13 protein-coding genes are annotated in these 16,198 nt (G+C 51.6%); 12 read left to right on the forward strand and 1 reads right to left on the reverse strand.

Annotation, left to right across the window (positions count from 1 at the left end; all coding sequences use genetic code 11):
- Positions 1-12 precede the first annotated feature (12 nt).
- The 8 genes from L1X57_RS13290 to acpS all read left to right on the forward strand — a co-directional run bounded on the left by L1X57_RS13290 (position 13) and on the right by acpS (position 7,846).
- Positions 13-1,428: a DegQ family serine endoprotease gene (locus L1X57_RS13290; RefSeq protein ID WP_009722081.1), complete on the forward strand. Its 1,416-nt coding sequence runs from the start codon at positions 13-15 to the stop codon at positions 1,426-1,428.
- Positions 1,429-1,619: 191 nt separating this feature from the next.
- On the forward strand, positions 1,620-3,437 hold the full coding sequence (lepA, locus tag L1X57_RS13295; protein ID WP_009722082.1) for a translation elongation factor 4: 1,818 nt from the start codon (positions 1,620-1,622) through the stop codon (positions 3,435-3,437).
- Positions 3,438-3,452: 15 nt separating this feature from the next.
- Positions 3,453-4,256: a signal peptidase I gene (gene lepB, locus L1X57_RS13300; RefSeq protein WP_009722083.1), complete on the forward strand. Its 804-nt coding sequence runs from the start codon at positions 3,453-3,455 to the stop codon at positions 4,254-4,256.
- 61 nt (positions 4,257-4,317) lie between these two features.
- Entirely contained in the window at positions 4,318-5,010 is a 693-nt protein-coding gene (gene rnc / locus L1X57_RS13305) for a ribonuclease III (protein ID WP_009722084.1), read from the forward strand.
- Positions 5,007-5,906, forward strand: coding sequence for a GTPase Era (era, locus tag L1X57_RS13310; RefSeq protein WP_009722085.1), 900 nt, complete (start codon positions 5,007-5,009; stop codon positions 5,904-5,906). The genes rnc and era overlap by 4 nt, the downstream gene beginning before the upstream one ends.
- Before the next feature lie 8 nt (positions 5,907-5,914).
- The gene (gene recO / locus L1X57_RS13315) at positions 5,915-6,607 is read left to right on the forward strand and encodes a DNA repair protein RecO (RefSeq protein WP_009722086.1); all 693 of its coding nucleotides are present in this window, start codon (positions 5,915-5,917) and stop codon (positions 6,605-6,607) included.
- A gap of 35 nt (positions 6,608-6,642) precedes the next feature.
- Positions 6,643-7,467: a pyridoxine 5'-phosphate synthase gene (gene pdxJ, locus L1X57_RS13320; RefSeq protein ID WP_009722087.1), complete on the forward strand. Its 825-nt coding sequence runs from the start codon at positions 6,643-6,645 to the stop codon at positions 7,465-7,467.
- A 1-nt stretch (position 7,468) separates the two neighbouring features.
- The gene (acpS, locus tag L1X57_RS13325; protein WP_009722088.1) at positions 7,469-7,846 is read left to right on the forward strand and encodes a holo-ACP synthase; all 378 of its coding nucleotides are present in this window, start codon (positions 7,469-7,471) and stop codon (positions 7,844-7,846) included.
- A gap of 5 nt (positions 7,847-7,851) precedes the next feature.
- On the opposite strand, the gene L1X57_RS13330 is transcribed toward acpS, so the two are convergent.
- Complete coding sequence (locus tag L1X57_RS13330) at positions 7,852-10,551, reverse strand: ATP-binding protein (protein ID WP_009722089.1); 2,700 nt, start codon at positions 10,549-10,551, stop codon at positions 7,852-7,854.
- A 91-nt stretch (positions 10,552-10,642) separates the two neighbouring features.
- Between L1X57_RS13330 and cysM the strand changes: the two genes are divergently transcribed.
- From cysM to mazG, 4 genes are all read left to right on the forward strand, one after another.
- Positions 10,643-11,539 (forward strand): cysteine synthase CysM, encoded by an 897-nt coding sequence (cysM, locus tag L1X57_RS13335; RefSeq protein WP_009722090.1) that lies wholly within the window; start codon positions 10,643-10,645, stop codon positions 11,537-11,539.
- Positions 11,540-13,006, forward strand: a complete 1,467-nt coding sequence (gene rlmD, locus L1X57_RS13340) for a 23S rRNA (uracil(1939)-C(5))-methyltransferase RlmD (protein WP_009722091.1) — start codon at positions 11,540-11,542, stop codon at positions 13,004-13,006.
- Positions 13,007-13,076: 70 nt separating this feature from the next.
- Positions 13,077-15,353, forward strand: coding sequence for a GTP diphosphokinase (gene relA / locus L1X57_RS13345; protein ID WP_009722092.1), 2,277 nt, complete (start codon positions 13,077-13,079; stop codon positions 15,351-15,353).
- A complete protein-coding gene (mazG, locus tag L1X57_RS13350; RefSeq protein WP_009722093.1) occupies positions 15,353-16,192 on the forward strand; it encodes a nucleoside triphosphate pyrophosphohydrolase in 840 nt (279 codons plus the stop codon). The genes relA and mazG overlap by 1 nt, the downstream gene beginning before the upstream one ends.
- Positions 16,193-16,198: the final 6 nt, after the last annotated feature.

Consider the following 16,198-nt stretch of genomic DNA (forward strand, 5'->3'; position numbering starts at 1 on the left):
AGGAGCTGTTGCATGAAGCGCTTGGTTTTTCCCTCCGCACTTTGGCTGTGCTTTATTGCACTTTTGGCCGTGGGGCAAAATGCCCACGCGCAGAATCTGCCAGACTTTACCAAGTTGGTAGAAGATGCAGCCCCCGGCGTTGTTAATATCTCTACCAGCAGGACGATTCAGCGTGGCTCTGGACCTTCAATTCAAGGGTTCGGTAGTCAGGATATCCCTGAAATATTTCGGCACTTTTTTGGCGACAGTTTTCCTACGCCTCCCAGCCGAGGGCCAGGTCGCAGTGAAGAGCGTCAGTCACTTGGCTCTGGCTTCGTCATTAGTGCGGATGGTTACGTACTAACGAATGCCCACGTGGTTCAAGATGCTGATGAAATTCTTGTGCGATTAAACGATCGTCGAGAACTAACCGCAGAGCTGGTAGGTAGTGATACGCAGACAGATGTGGCGCTATTGAAAGTTGATGCCAATAACTTGCCAGTGCTCAATTTGGGCGACTCTGATGAATTAAAAGTCGGCGAGTGGGTGGCTGCCATAGGCTCACCCTTTGGTTTTGACCATTCGGTGTCTGCTGGAATTGTGAGTGCTATTAACCGCACGCTGCCTCGTGATGTTTACGTACCTTTTATCCAAACCGATGTTGCCATTAATCCAGGTAATTCCGGTGGCCCTTTATTTAACCTTGAAGGGGAAGTGGTAGGTATTAACTCTCAAATACTTACTCGTAGTGGCGGCTTTATGGGGCTCTCTTTTGCTATCCCCATTAATGTGGCAATGGATGTTGCTGATCAGCTACGCGAAGATGGACATGTGAATCGAGGTTGGCTGGGCGTAATGATTCAGCCTGTGTCTCGTGATCTGGCCGAGTCGTTTGGCATGGAAGAAGCTATTGGCGCACTGATTGCTGACCTAGACCCGGATGGGCCTGCGGCCCAAGGTGGCCTTCAGGCGGGTGATGTCATTATTGAAGTAAACGGGGAAGAGGTTGATCGTTCCAGTACATTGCCGCGTCTGATTGGTCGCGTTGCTCCAGGCAGTGATGTGGATTTAACACTGATGCGCGATGGCGAACAGGTAACAGAAACGCTTGAGCTGGGTAGCTGGCCTGATTCAGAAGCTGACCATAGAGATAGTTCGAGCAGCAATAATCAGGTTCGCCTGGGTGTGGCAGTAGTTGAAATTGATGAAGAAACCCGTGAGCGCCTGAATATAAGTGGTGGCGTGGAAGTGCGCCAAGTTGATCCGGAAAGTGTTGCCTCACAAGCGGGTCTGCGTGTAGGCGATATATTAGTTAGCATTGACCATCGTAGCGTTTCTTCGGCAGATGAGCTGTTAGAAATTATTGAAGAGCTACCAGATGATCGCGCAATTCCACTGCGTTTGTACCGAGATGGACGCTCGCTATTTGTGGCATTACGTCTAGAGTAATCCACTGATTGTCTCTCCAGTCCGGCGGTTCTCGCCGGACTGCTGTTCCTATCCCGCGCATATCGCTACAATAGCGCTTATCTTTTTGACGAACATTGGCAAAGTAGTGGTGCGGCAATCTTTATTGCCTGCGCACGCCGGCTCAATAAAGCCTGCTACACCTTGCACACCCATAAGGCAGAACACACTCGATGTCTCAAGACGTTTCCAGCGGAAAGCTCAAGCACATACGCAATTTCTCCATCATCGCGCATATCGATCATGGTAAATCGACGCTATCAGATCGTTTGATTCAGACCTGCGGCGGTCTGACCGAGCGAGAGCTTAAGGAGCAGGTGCTCGACTCCATGGATATTGAGCGCGAGCGTGGTATTACCATTAAGGCGCAGTCCGTAACGCTTGATTACACGGCGGCAGACGGTGAAGTTTATCAGCTCAACTTCATCGATACGCCTGGGCACGTGGACTTCTCTTACGAGGTATCGCGTTCCCTTTATGCCTGTGAAGGGGCGTTATTGGTCGTTGATGCGGCTCAAGGGGTTGAAGCGCAATCGGTCGCCAATTGCTACACCGCAATTGAGCAGGGGCTGGAAGTGTTGCCGGTGCTCAATAAAATCGACTTGCCCCAGGCCGACCCTGATCGTGTCGCGCAAGAAGTAGAAGAAATTATTGGGTTGGACGCTACCGATGCCTGCCAAGTGTCGGCTAAAAGTGGCATCGGCATTGATGCGTTGCTTGAGCGCCTCGTGCGCGACATTCCGCCTCCCAAAGGTGATCCTGATGCACCGCTTCAGGCGCTGATTATCGATTCCTGGTTCGATAACTATCTGGGTGTTGTCTCGCTAGTGCGCCTATTCGACGGCACTTTGCGCAAAGGCGAAAAAATCCGGATTAAGTCGACAGGGCGTGATTGGAGTGCCACCGAAGTGGGTATCTTCACACCACTGCGCAAAGAAACCAATATTCTGCGTGCTGGCGAAGTAGGTTTTATTGTTGCCGGCATCAAAGAAATTCATGGTGCGCCGGTAGGCGATACGATCACCCACACCAAAACCCCTGATGTTCCTCGCTTGCCTGGTTTCCAAAAAGTGAAACCGCAGGTATATGCAGGCATGTTCCCTGTTAGTGCCGATGATTATGAGGACTTCCGGGACGCGCTCGAGAAGCTCGCGCTCAATGATGCTTCACTTGAATATGAGCCGGAAAACTCGGATGCGTTGGGCTTTGGTTTCCGTGTGGGCTTCCTGGGCACGCTGCACATGGAGATCATTCAAGAGCGCTTAGAGCGTGAGTATGATCTTGATCTACTCACCACAGCGCCAACGGTGGTGTATGAACTCGCCATGAAGAACGGCGATATTCAATATGTATCGAACCCTTCCAAACTGCCTGATATGGCAGACGTTGATGAGATGCGTGAACCCATCGTGCGTGCCAGTATTCTGGTTCCTCAGGAGTATGTTGGTAACGTGATTGCTGAGTGTGAGCAGCGTCGCGGTACACAATTAGATATGCAGTTCCTGGGTAATCAGATCCAGTTAACCTATGAGTTGCCCATGTCGGAAGTGGTCATGGACTTTTTTGATCGCTTGAAGTCTATTTCTCGTGGTTATGCATCACTTGAGTATAACTTCGAACGTTTTGAAGCAGCTAAGTTGGTTCGCCTGGACGTGCTGATTAACGGCGATAAAGTAGATGCGCTGGCCGTCATTATCCACCGTGATCATGCGCATAACCGTGGTCGCCTGCTAGTGGAAAAAATGAAAGAGTTGATTCCGCGGCAAATGTTTGATGTGGCTATTCAAGCGGCTATTGGTGGCCAAGTTGTTGCGCGTTCAACAGTCAAAGCGCTGCGTAAAAACGTGACGGCCAAATGTTACGGCGGTGATGTTAGCCGTAAAAAGAAACTACTGGAAAAACAGAAGGCCGGTAAGAAACGCATGAAACAGGTGGGGCGTGTTGAAATTCCCCAGGATGCCTTCCTTGCTGTGCTCAAGGTAAACGACTAGGGATACCTACCCCACATGGATTTTTCATTATTACTGGTAATCGCCGTTGCACTTTCTGGGGCAATATATCTGCTGGATTTGCTTTGGCTTAGGCCTAAGCGTCGTGAGCGATTAGCCACTGCTGAAGCAGCTACGACGGAAGGCCTGGATGCGCCCACCCGAGAGAAGTTGCTAAAAGAGCCGTGGCCGATTGACTACTCACGCTCGTTTTTTCCAGTCCTGCTGGTGGTGCTGGTAGTGCGCAGCTTTATTGTTGAACCGTTTCAAATTCCATCGGGATCAATGAAGCCGACTCTTGAAGTGGGTGACTTTATCTTGGTGAATAAATTTGCCTACGGTTTGCGATTACCGGTGGTTCACAACCGTTTTTTAGAGGTAGATGACCCTGAGCGGGGAGACGTAATGGTGTTCCGTTTCCCAGAAGAGCCTTCGGTCAACTTTATTAAGCGTGTGGTTGGTTTGCCGGGTGACCGTATTCGCTATGAGGGTAAGCAGCTGTATGTTAACGGCGATCCAGTCACTAAGGCATTGATTGAAGAAGGCCCCGAACTTTCGCCACAACAGCTATTATTAGAAGAGCAATTAGGTAGCGTTAGCCACTATATATATAATAATCCCCGCGATCCTGGGCCCCAGATGCGTGAAGTAGTCGTGCCGGATGGGCATTATTTCACGATGGGTGATAACCGTGATCACTCCAACGATAGCCGTTATTGGGGGTTTGTTCCTGAAGATAATATCGTTGGAAGAGCGTTTGCCGTTTGGATGCATTGGGACGGTGGCCTGCCTAGTTTTACCAGCGTACGGCGTATTGAATGAAACATAGTTTAGAAATTGTTAATGCTGTCATATTAGTTAACGTCAACGACGTAGGAGCACTGTGAGTAATTCCTTAACCGCTTTTTGCCGACGAATCGGCCATACCTTCGGTGATCCTACGCTGATGGAACTGGCCATGACCCATCGTAGCTACGGTGGTCGCAACAATGAGCGCCTGGAATTTCTGGGTGACTCTATCGTCAATTTTGTAATCGCTGAGGCGCTTTTTCAACGCTTTCCTCAGGCTCGAGAAGGGCAGTTATCGCGTCTTAGAGCACGTTTGGTGAAAGGCCAGACACTGGCTGAGCTGGCTCGGGAAATGGAGTTCGGCGAATGCTTACGGCTTGGTTCAGGAGAAATGAAGAGTGGCGGTCATCGCCGTGAATCCATTTTGGCTGATGCAGTAGAAGCTGTGATTGGTGCGATTTATTTAGACGCGGGCATGGATGTTGTGCGTCAACGAGTGCTTGCATGGTACGCCGAGCGGCTTGAAAATATTTCGCTACAAGATACTCAAAAAGACCCAAAAACGCGCTTACAAGAGTTTTTGCAATCGCGTCAGGCAGCGTTGCCGCGCTATGAAGTAGTCTCTGTAAAGGGGGAGGCGCATGCCCAGACCTTTACCGTGGAGTGCTACATTGATTTGCTAACCGAGCATACCACTGGTAAAGGCCCCAGCCGCCGCCATGCTGAGCAACAGGCAGCTGAAGAAGCGCTATTCCACCTTGAAAAAACACCTGGAGACAAGTCATGAGTCAAACCTGCGGCTTCGTGGCCATCGTTGGGCGGCCCAACGTAGGCAAATCAACCCTCATGAACCGGATTCTAGGGCAAAAAATTTCCATTACCTCGCGTCGCCCTCAAACTACGCGGCATCAGGTCATGGGTATTAAGACGGTCGAAGAGACGCAATTCATCTATGTTGATACGCCTGGCATGCACATCATGTCAAAAGACCGTAATAAAGCGATCAACCGTTTTATGAACCAAGCAGCAACGCAGGCGTTGCGTGATGTTGACTGTGTAGTGTTTATTATTGACCGCACCCGCTGGACGGATGAAGACCAAGCTGTGCTAAAACGGCTTGAGCACGTGAAAGCACCGGTGATTTTAGCGGTCAACAAAGTAGATCGTTTAAACGATAAGGGTGATTTGTTGCCCTGGTTGGCTGAAGTAGGTGCACGTCGTGAGTTTGCTGCAGTAGTCCCTATTTCTGCCAAGCACGGCACTCAAGTTGATACGCTTGAACAGGAAGTTGCCAAATACTTGCCAGAGAGCGTTCACTTTTTCCCAGAAGATCAAGTCACTGATAAGAGCTTACGCTTCATGGCGGCTGAGCTGGTGCGTGAAAAAGTGATGCGCCAACTGGGTGATGAGCTTCCGTATCAAATGACCGTGGAAATCGAAGAGTTCCGTGAAACCGAGCGCGTGACCCATATCAGTGCCTTAATTCTGGTCGAGCGCCAGGGCCAAAAGGTCATCTTGATCGGTGAAAATGGAGATCGTATTAAAAGCATTGGTCGCGAAGCGCGCTTAGATATGGAGCGCGCCTTGGGCACCAAGGTAATGCTAAATCTATGGGTGAAAGTGAAGCGCGGCTGGTCAGATGACGAGCGGGCATTGAAAAGCTTGGGTTACGATCTCGATTGAGTGCTTCCATGTCGGCAGAGCCAGCGTTTTTACTGCATCGCAGGCCTTACCGTGAAACCAGTGCGTTGGTGGATTTGTTAACCCTTAATTATGGCCGTATCCGCGCCGTTGCCCATGGTGGGCAGCGGCCAGGTTCTAAGTCGCGTCAGCGGCTGCAACCCTTTACTCCGTTGTTTGTGTCGTGGCGAGGTGAGCGCGAGCTAAAGCGATTAATGCTGATGGAGTCGCGAGGCCAGACGGCACTGCTTGCCGGAGAAGGGCTGCTCTGCGGCTTATATGCGAATGAAATAGCCACACGTCTACTTCCTTTGGAGCTTGCAGCGCCAGAGGTTTTTGCATTTTATAGCGCGCTGTTAGAAGCATTGCCAGCTCCGGCGGACCGCGCCTTGGCGCTGCGACGTTTTGAGTGGGCGCTGCTGGAGACGCTTGAGGCAACACCACGCTTTTGCACCTACGATGGTGGTGTTCTCGATCCTCAAACGCGTTATCGGTTTGATGCAGCAAGTCGTGCTTTTGCACCTGCAGAGCAGGGCATAGAAGGTCGGACGCTGCGCTATATAGATCAAGGCGATTGGCAGCCTGTTGGCTTAGCAAGCGCTTTAAAAGCGGTGATGCGGGCAGCGCTTGCCCCTCATTTAGGCGCTACCGCTTTACGCTCCCGAGAACTAATGCTCGATTTGGCCCGCCGCCGACAGCGCTAGGTGGGCATCTTGATATCAATTATTGGAGACACGTGATGCATCCTCCGCGGATTTTATTAGGCGTTAACATCGATCACATTGCGACGCTGCGCCAAGCGCGTGGTACTCGTTACCCTGATCCAGTTCAAGCGGCGTTGTTAGCAGAAGAAGCGGGCGCTGATGGTATTACGGTTCACCTGCGTGAAGATCGCCGCCATATTCAGCCTAGAGATGTTCGCCTATTAGCAGAAGTGCTCAATACGCGTATGAATTTAGAGATGGCTGTCACTGAAGAAATGCTGGCGCTGGCTGAGGAAATACGCCCGGCGCACGTGTGTTTAGTGCCAGAAAAGCGTGAAGAGCTAACTACAGAAGGGGGCTTGGACGTTGTTGGCGGTTTTGATCTTATTGCCGATGCTTGCCGGCGTTTGAGCGCTATTGGCTGCGATGTATCGTTATTTATCGATCCTGAAGAAGCGCAGATTGATGCGGCTATACGCGCAGGGGCGCCAACGATTGAGCTGCACACGGGAGCCTATGCTGAAGCAAAACCTGGCAGTGAAGCTGCTATTGCTGAATATGAACGCCTGAGTGCAGCGGCCATTCATGCTGTTTCTGCTGGCTTAGTAGTTAATGCCGGCCATGGCTTGCACTATCACAACGTTGAGGCGATTGCTGCGCTGCCGGGTGTTAATGAACTCAACATTGGTCACGCCATTATTGCTCGTGCGCTTTTTGTTGGTCTGAAGGATGCTATTCAGGAAATGAAACGCTTGATCATTGCTGGTCAAGAAGCCGGTCTAATGGCGGCGTTAGATGCTCATGAGCACGAACATGAGCACGGACACGAACACGAACACAACGGTTGCTGCAGCCACTAAGATGATTGTCGGAATTGGGTCGGACATCGCCCGAGTCGAGCGCTTTACTAAGGCAGTAAAACGTCATGGGCCACGCTTTGCCCAGCGAATTTTAGGACCTGAAGAGCAAACTGTTTGGCAGGCAAAAGGTCAGCCCGTTAACTATTTGGCAAAGCGTTTTGCAGCCAAAGAAGCGTATGTTAAAGCGCTGGGGCTTGGCCTGAGAAGCGGTATGCAATGGGGCGATATTCAGATCCTCAATGATTCGCTGGGCAAGCCAAGCCTACAATTGAGCGGTGAGGCACTTCGCCTGTTTCAAAGCAGCGGTGCCTCTGTCGCCCATATAACGCTCAGTGATGAAGCCGATTACGCGGTGGCATTTGTAGTGATTGAGCGCTAGCAAGGCTAGCGCTCATTTAACGCGTCTCGTTGCTCTCTAAGTCGCTTGATGGCGGTAAAGAGTTCATCAAGTAAATTCTCAGCCTGTCCCAAGCCCCCTGTACGCAAGCGTGTCTCCAATGTTTCTACCGTTAACGCTAGCTCGGGTGCGCCGCAGTAGCGGCTGGCACCATTGAGTGCATGAACATGATCGAGTAAGACCGTCAGATTGCTCTCTTCGAAAGCGCTGCGAATTTGTTGTTCGCATTCGCTCAGGCTATCGATCAGTCGCTTTAGCTGCTCTTTGGCGAACTCGGGTTTGCCGCCAGCTAGGCGAGTGCCTAACTCAAGGTCAATAACGGGTAATGAGGCTGGTGTGTAACCAGCAGCAGGGGCTTTTTGGGGTATCTCCAAAAGCGGGCTTGTTGGCAGTGTTATGCCCAGGAAGCGTTGAAACTGCTGTTGTAGCTGAGTTTCATTGATAGGCTTTACCAATACGTCGTCTAAACCCTCCGCAAGCCACTGCTGACGTTCATCGCTTAGTACGTGAGCGGTCACGGCAATAATTGGACAGCGCGCCCAGCTATTATTAATTCGTCGCAATGCCTGGGTGGTTTGAACACCGTCCATATCAGGCATACGAATATCCATTAGCACCATGTCGGCTTCGTGCTGACGAGCATAATCCAGCGCTTCCTGGCCGCTGGCAGCTAACACAATGTTGAGATGATCGTTCTCCAGCATGGCTTTTAATAGTTCGCGGTTAGGCGCGTTATCGTCAACGATCAGAACCGTCAATGTGGGCGAAGGAAGTGCTTTAACCGTTTGTGTGTTGGTCGGAATCGTATCTGTGGCAGGCTCCAATAGCTGTTTAAACGTGGCAACCAACTGAGCTCTGGTAAATGGTTTACACAGCATATCGCCCCCATTAGGAAGCTCCCAGAGAGGCAGTTCAAAGCTAGTGGCATTTGCAAGGATAAGTGTCGGGCAGGACGCTTGAGCAATAACCGATTGCCAATAAGTCTTTCGCTCACCGATAAAGTCATCATGCGCTAGGCTCAGTACTAGCAGTTGTTCGTTGCCAGATTCAATGAAGGAGACGGCAGTAGCGCCCCAACGTTCTATTAAATGCTCCAATACGTTTCGAGTTGGCAGGTGGGGCTCGTGTAAGCGAATGATTGAATCGTCCAGAGAGAGCTCCTGTGGCCGTTCATTTGTCATGTCCGCAAGTAGCGGCAACGTAAATGAGAACGTTGCTCCCACTCCAGGCTCGCTATCAACCGAAATCTCTCCACCCATTCGTTGAACTAATTGCCTGCAAATAGTCAGCCCTAAACCGCTACCTCCAAACTGTCTGGAGTGACTAGGGTCTGCCTGGGAAAACGCACTAAACAGTTGATTTTGTTGTTCATCGCTCAAGCCAATGCCTGTGTCACTAACGCTAATGCGCAGTACAACATGCTGGCCCTCTTGACTATCCAGCATGACACGGATGATGACTTCTCCCTTAGGCGTAAATTTCAGCGCATTGCTGGTTAAATTATTGAGGACTTGATGGATTCGTAGCGGGTCTCCGCAAAGCGTTGACGGCACATCGTCATACACCATCGCCACTAAATGTAGTCGTTTGCGTTGAGCTTCAGGCGCATGAAGGCCAACAACTTCGTCTACCAGTGACACAAGATCGATGTCGACTTCTTCTAGCGTCAGACGATCGGCTTCTAGTTTTGAGAAGTCCAGCACATCATTGACTAGCATCAGTAGGTTGTCGCAAGCACGATGCACATGCTCTAGCCACTCTGTCTGCCGTGTATCGAGGGACGAGCGGCCTAATAAACGGCAAAACCCAATGATGCCATTTAAAGGAGTGCGGATTTCGTGGCTCATATTAGCCAGAAATTCGGACTTCACTGCATTCGCGCGTAGCGCGCTGCGATGAGCAAGATCGAGTTTGATATTTTGTTCTTCAATCGTTTCCATTGACTCTTGCAGTTCACTGGTCGCTTGCTCGATTTGGCTTTGCATATCATGCTGGGCTTGCCGGAAATGTTCCGCTAGTCCATTGATATGCTCTGCCAACTGCCGAAACTCGGTAGGCCGGGCAGTCGCAATAAAAGGACGGTAGTCCCCCCGTGATAGGCGATAAAGCGCTTGATTCGCTTCTTCAATTGGGCGAGTAGCGTAGCGACTGATCGCAAATGCGACTAAAAATAGCAGCAGGCCAAGCAGCATGCCGCCTAAACTAAGGCTGGCAATGAGCTTGTAGCGCTCCAGTTTAAGCGTGCGTATGTCCATCTCAGCTTCAAGCCAGCCAGTATTAGTAAGATTAAATTGTTGGCCGTGAGACGTGGTTAAAGGTACCTGCAAGCGCCAAATAGTTTCATCCATGGTGAGTGTCGTGGAATTAGGGGCATTTAGGCGAGGCGGTGGAGGTATCGAGTGACCCAGTACTAATAAGCGACTTCCTTGCTCGTCGAAAAGCGTCACTGCGCGTAACCCTTTGTGCTCCAGAAGCTGTCTGGCAATGGCTTCCAAACGAGGTAAGTCGCCATCTACCATGGCATTACCCAGGCTTGGGGCCAGTAATTCACCAGCGCTTACTAAACGTTCTTTTAGCATGTCACGGCCAGTGGTTTCGCTTTGCACCACCAGCAATACTGCCATGACGGCATAGACAAGAAGCGGAAATCCGAGTAACGCAAAGAGTAAGCGCGTGTTTAAAGACATGAGAGAAGCTCGTTGATTCAATGAGGTTGCCTGTCAAGCTAACGGCAGCACCGATATAATGCAGCATAATGGTGATGATAAGGAATGTACGATGAATTATCCGACGCTCGAAGATGTGGTTGGCAATACGCCATTAGTTCGCTTAAAGCGCATAACCGCCGGTCGTAATAACACGCTTCTTGCCAAACTAGAGGGTAATAACCCTGCAGGTTCGGTGAAAGACCGCCCGGCACTCTCTATGTTAAGTGAAGCGGAAGCACGGGGCGATATCGTCCCGGGTGATACGCTAGTGGAAGCAACCTCAGGCAATACGGGTATTGCGTTGGCCATGGCCGCTGCTATCAAAGGTTACAAAATGACGCTGATCATGCCTGAAAACGCCTCAGAAGAGCGCAAACAGGCCATGGCAGCTTTCGGTGCCACACTGATTTCAGCCAGCAAAGAAGGTGGGATGGAAGAGGCACGAGATATTGCCGATGCGATGATCGCGAGAGGCGAAGGTAAGCCGCTAAACCAATTTGCCAACCCAGATAACCCGCTAGCGCACTACCGCACAACGGGGCCAGAGGTATGGCAGCAAACAGGCGGTGAAGTGACGCATTTTGTCAGTTCAATGGGGACAACGGGCACTATCATGGGAGTGTCTCGTTATCTCAAGGAACAAAACCCAGCGATTCAAATTGTTGGTTTACAACCTGGCGATGGCGCGAGCATACCTGGGATTCGTCGTTGGCCAAAAGAGTATTTGCCGTCGATTTTTGAAGCACCGAGGGTCGATATGACCCTTGATATCGGTCAGCAAGAGGCAGAAGTCCACATGCGCCGCCTAGCTCGTGAAGAGGGTATTTTTGCTGGGGTGTCGTCAGGTGGTAGCTTGGCTGGAGCACTGCGTATCGCAGAACAAGCTGAGAACGCAGTCATTGTCTTCATCGTTTGTGACCGAGGTGATCGCTACCTTTCCACTGGCTTATTTGCCCCGGAGTTATAGATGGCCATGTTGGGTAAGCGGCGGCCACCTCGCCCCGCCTCAGGACACTCGGGACTCGTACGCAAACCGAGCCGTAAAATTGAGACAAAAGATGATACCTCGACAACGCTGGTGGTTGAGCGTTTAGCTCATGATGGCCGTGGTGTAGCACATAACATTGCGGGCAAAACGGTGTTTATTGATCAGGCGTTACCCGGTGAGCACGTCGATGTAGCGGTACATGTGACGCGTAAACGGTACGACGAAGCGCATATTAAAGCGCGGCTCACTACATCAGAGCAGCGGGTTGAGCCTCCCTGTGTTTACTTTGGACAGTGTGGAGGCTGTGATTTACAGCATCTTAACCTCGCTGCACAACGTCAGCACAAGCGCGAGGTGGTCACCGAGCTAATGGCGCGCCAGGGCCTTACGCTAGGCCCCATTGCTGCGTTAGATGGCAGTAGCGAGCACTACCGACGTCGCGCCCGTCTGGGTGTTAGGGTGGATGGTCAGGGTAATGTTCTCCTGGGGTTTCGAGCACCCAACAGCCACCGGTTAGTTGATATTGAGCAGTGCCATGTTCTGGTGCCCGCGCTTAACGAATTAATTCTTCCATTGCGGCAACTACTGGCAACGTTAGAGTCGCCCCGCCTCGTTGGCCATGTCGAATTACTGGCGACCAATGAGGCGACGGTGGTGCTGGTGCGTCAGTTAAAAGCACATGATCAAGATATGGCTCGCTGGCAGCAATTTGCGGAACAGCAGCACGTTTCGCTCGGCACTTGGTTAGGGCGGGAAACACCTGCTTTGCACTGGAATGGTGCGCATAGTGGCGCCGTACCCGTTCTACAAGAAGTGCTCAACCTTGATGAGCTAGAAATTCAAAGAGCGAGTTTGCCAACAAGTGAGCATCGTTTGGCAAGTGATGAAGCATTCAGCCTATTGACGTTACGTTTCTCACCAGGCGACTTTTTGCAGGTAAATGCTGAGGTTAACCAAAAGATGGTAGCCCAGGTGGTAGCATGGTTGAAGCCAGCGCCAGGGCAACAGTTCATAGACCTCTTTGCTGGGATTGGTAACTTCAGTCTGCCGTTAGCAGCCGCTGGAGCAAAGGTGGTTGCTGTAGAAGGCAACCCAGCGATGGTGGAGCGAATTACTACTAACGCTGATGCTAATCAATTGGATGTGGATGCCCAGCAAGCAGACTTAAGTGACGCTAGAGTCGTGCAAATGCTGCTGAGTGAGCATCAGCAAATTGATGCGATTGTGCTGGATCCGCCTCGGAGCGGCGCGGAAGCAGTTTGCCAAGTATTAGGCAGTTACAACATACCCCGGGTGGCCTATATTTCTTGTGACCCGGCAACGCTTGCCCGCGATGCGGCACATCTTGTGCATGCAGGTTATCGCGTCAAGCAAGTAGCAGTAGCAGATATGTTTATACACACTGCTCACCTGGAAACGCTGATGCTATTTGAATACGAGGGCTAGCCTGCCCATTGCATCAAGCCTCGGTGATGGAAAATGGATAGCCGTCACCCTGAAAGGATGAATCATTGTCATGGTGAAAGTGCGTGAAGACCAGCCGCTTACCGAAAGCGGAAAGGTGGACATACAGCAGTGGTTAGCGCGCCTTCAAGAGGATGTGCGCCTACGGGAACCCGAACGACTGTTGCAAGCATGTGAACTTGCTGAACAGTTGGAGCGAGAGGCACCGCAAACCCACCGTGTGTGGCTCTCGCCAGGTTCAAGTTTTCGAATGGGGCTGGAAATGGCCGACATACTGGCCGAGCTCAAGCTTGATCAGCCAACCCTTGAGGCTGCCGTGCTATATCGCGCGGTTCGTGAAGGGCTGATGAGTATAGACGCCGTTACCAAACGTTTTGGCGAAGAAGTCGCTAAGTTGATTGATGGCGTTTTGCAAATGGCGGCCATTAGCTATCCACTAGCGCCCAACCATGGTATGGGTCAGCATAACCAGCAGGAAAACCTACGCAAAATGCTGGTGAACATGGTCGGGGATGTTCGCGTTGCACTGATCAAAATTGCTGAACGTACCTGCGCCTTGCGCCAAGTAAAAGACGCGCCCCGTGAAAAGTGCCTACAAGTAGCACGTGAAGTTGCCGATATTTATGCGCCGCTTGCTCATCGGCTAGGGATAGGTCAAATCAAGTGGGAACTTGAAGACCTGTCGTTTCGCTATCTGCATGAAGAAGAGTACAAAGCGATTGCTAAGCTGCTGGCTGAAAAGCGCTTACATCGTGATCGCTACATTCATGACGTGGTGGAAACCATCAAGAGCTTGATGGAAGCCCAGAATATTCACCATTACGACGTAGACGGGCGAGCCAAGCACATTTACTCGATTTGGCGCAAAATGAAGCGCAAACGGATTGATTTTTCCCAGGTACACGACGTGCGTGCAGTGCGCATTTTGGTACCTGATGTGGCCGACTGCTACACGGTACTCGGGATTGTTCACTCCCGTTGGCATCATGTACCCAACGAGTTTGATGACTATATCGCCAACCCGAAGAAAAACGGTTACCAGTCACTACACACCGCCGTGATGGGGCCAGAAAATAAGGTGCTGGAAATCCAGATTCGCACCTTTGCTATGCACGACGAAGCAGAGTTAGGTGTGTGTGCACACTGGCGGTATAAAGGGCATGATACCAATGCTAAAAGCCGCAGCTATGAAGAAAAAATTGCCTGGCTGCGCCAAGTGCTTGAGTGGCAAGATGAAGTAGGTGGCTTTGGCGATCTGCGTGAAGGGCTTTCCAGCGACGTTGCCCCAGATCGCATCTATGTGTTCACTCCCGATGGTCATGTCATTGACCTGCCGCGTATCGCCACACCTATCGACTTCGCTTACCGCGTGCATACTGAAATTGGTCACCGCTGCCGTGGGGCCAAGATTAATGGTCGGATAGTACCGCTTACCTACAAGTTAAAAACCGGCCAGCAAGTCGAAATTTTAACGGCCACTAAAGGCGGCCCCAGCCGCGACTGGTTAAACCCCAGTTTGGGCTATGTGCGCACCTCGCGCGCGCGGGCCAAAATTCAGGCGTGGTTTAAGTACCAAGCTCGAGACCAGAACCTAGATGAAGGGCGGGCGCTGTTCGAGCGTGAGATGCGTCGCTTGGATGTTGAAGGGCTTGATCTTGCTAAGCTAGCCGGTGCTGTTAACTACCAAAACGCCGACGATATGTATGCGGCTCTTGGCGCGGGCGATCTGCGCATTGGTCAAGTGCTTCATCAAGCCCAGCAGCTGTTTGGTGAAACAGATGATCAAGAGCAGTTGGACCGGCTGCTGGCGAAGCCCCGTCGTCAGCCAAGCAAAGCAACGAAAAGCGATATCACCGTGCTGGGTGTTGGTAACTTAAAAACCAGCATGGCTAACTGCTGTCGGCCAGTGCCAGGTGAGCCGATTGTCGGTTTTATTACCCAAGGTCGCGGTGTCACCGTCCATCGCCAGGACTGTAGCAACATCCTTCAATTGCGTATGGAAGAGCCCCAACGCATTATCGAAGTAGAGTGGGGCGAACGCGCCCACACCCGCTACCCCGTTACCATTGAAATTCAAGCGTGGGATCGCTCTGGGCTGCTGCGCGACGTGACCGGACTATTAGGCAACGAGAAGGTCAATGTATTAGCAGTGAACACGCTGACGGATACTGACGAGGGGATTGCGCGACTGCGTATCACGCTGGAAGTCGACGGCCTTGAATCGTTAGGCCGTTTGTTTTCCCGTATTCAGCAATTGCCCAACGTCACCGAAGTGCGCCGCTTGCGTAATGCCGACCCGGAGAAAAACGCCCGTAAAGGAGGTGCCTGATGCGTTATAGCGTAGATGATCTGCTGACGTTGATGTCGGTACTTCGCAATGCGGAACAGGGCTGCCCTTGGGATATTAAGCAAGATTGGGACAGCATCGTGCCCCATACGCTGGAAGAGGCTTACGAAGTTGCTGACGCTATTGAGCGACGCGCTTTTGATGAATTGCCGAGCGAGCTGGGTGACCTGCTGTTCCAAGTGGTGTACTACGCCCAGTTTGGTGCCGAGGAGCAGCGCTTCGACTTTCACGATATCGTCGACACATTGACTGCGAAAATGTTGCGACGTCATCCGCATGTATTTCCTGATGGCACGCTAGTGTCACGGCGCCCACCTGGAGTAAGTGCGGAGGACGTACAAACCCAGCAAGTCAATTCGCGCTGGGAAGCGCTCAAAGCCGATGAGCGTGCCGAGCGTGCACAGCAAAACACGCCCTCTGTACTTGACGATGTTCCACGTACGCTGCCTGCGCTTAGTCGTGCCGCTAAACTCTCTAAGCGCGCCGCCAGGGTCGGGTTCGACTGGCCAGATGCTCGCGGCGTGTTGGACAAAATCCGTGAAGAGCTGGCTGAAGTTGAAGAAGCCCTAGCCGAGGGCAACCAGCAGCACGCTCAAGAAGAAGTCGGCGACCTGTTGTTTGCAGTGACTAATTTAGCTCGCACCTTGGGTGCTGACCCCGAACAATGCTTGCGTACCACAAATACCAAATTTGAGCGCCGCTTTCGCTATGTAGAACGCGAGCTTGCCGCCGATGCGCGTCCGCTAACCGACGCCTCGCTTGACGAGATGGAAGCCCACTGGCAAGCCGCTAAAGCACAAGAAAAGATGCTTACCCCTTAATGACTG

The organism is Halomonas sp. TD01 (assembly GCF_923868895.1).
GTDB lineage: Bacteria > Pseudomonadota > Gammaproteobacteria > Pseudomonadales > Halomonadaceae > Vreelandella.

Coding starts and splice junctions, on each gene's coding strand:
- L1X57_RS13290 (WP_009722081.1), top strand. CDS start 13: ATGAAGCGCTTGGTTTTTCCCTCCGCACTTTGGCTGTGCTTTATTGCA.
- lepA (WP_009722082.1), top strand. CDS start 1,620: ATGTCTCAAGACGTTTCCAGCGGAAAGCTCAAGCACATACGCAATTTC.
- lepB (WP_009722083.1), top strand. CDS start 3,453: ATGGATTTTTCATTATTACTGGTAATCGCCGTTGCACTTTCTGGGGCA.
- era (WP_009722085.1), top strand. CDS start 5,007: ATGAGTCAAACCTGCGGCTTCGTGGCCATCGTTGGGCGGCCCAACGTA.
- recO (WP_009722086.1), top strand. CDS start 5,915: ATGTCGGCAGAGCCAGCGTTTTTACTGCATCGCAGGCCTTACCGTGAA.
- pdxJ (WP_009722087.1), top strand. CDS start 6,643: ATGCATCCTCCGCGGATTTTATTAGGCGTTAACATCGATCACATTGCG.
- acpS (WP_009722088.1), top strand. CDS start 7,469: ATGATTGTCGGAATTGGGTCGGACATCGCCCGAGTCGAGCGCTTTACT.
- L1X57_RS13330 (WP_009722089.1), bottom strand. CDS start 10,551: ATGTCTTTAAACACGCGCTTACTCTTTGCGTTACTCGGATTTCCGCTT.
- cysM (WP_009722090.1), top strand. CDS start 10,643: ATGAATTATCCGACGCTCGAAGATGTGGTTGGCAATACGCCATTAGTT.
- rlmD (WP_009722091.1), top strand. CDS start 11,540: ATGGCCATGTTGGGTAAGCGGCGGCCACCTCGCCCCGCCTCAGGACAC.
- relA (WP_009722092.1), top strand. CDS start 13,077: ATGGTGAAAGTGCGTGAAGACCAGCCGCTTACCGAAAGCGGAAAGGTG.
- mazG (WP_009722093.1), top strand. CDS start 15,353: ATGCGTTATAGCGTAGATGATCTGCTGACGTTGATGTCGGTACTTCGC.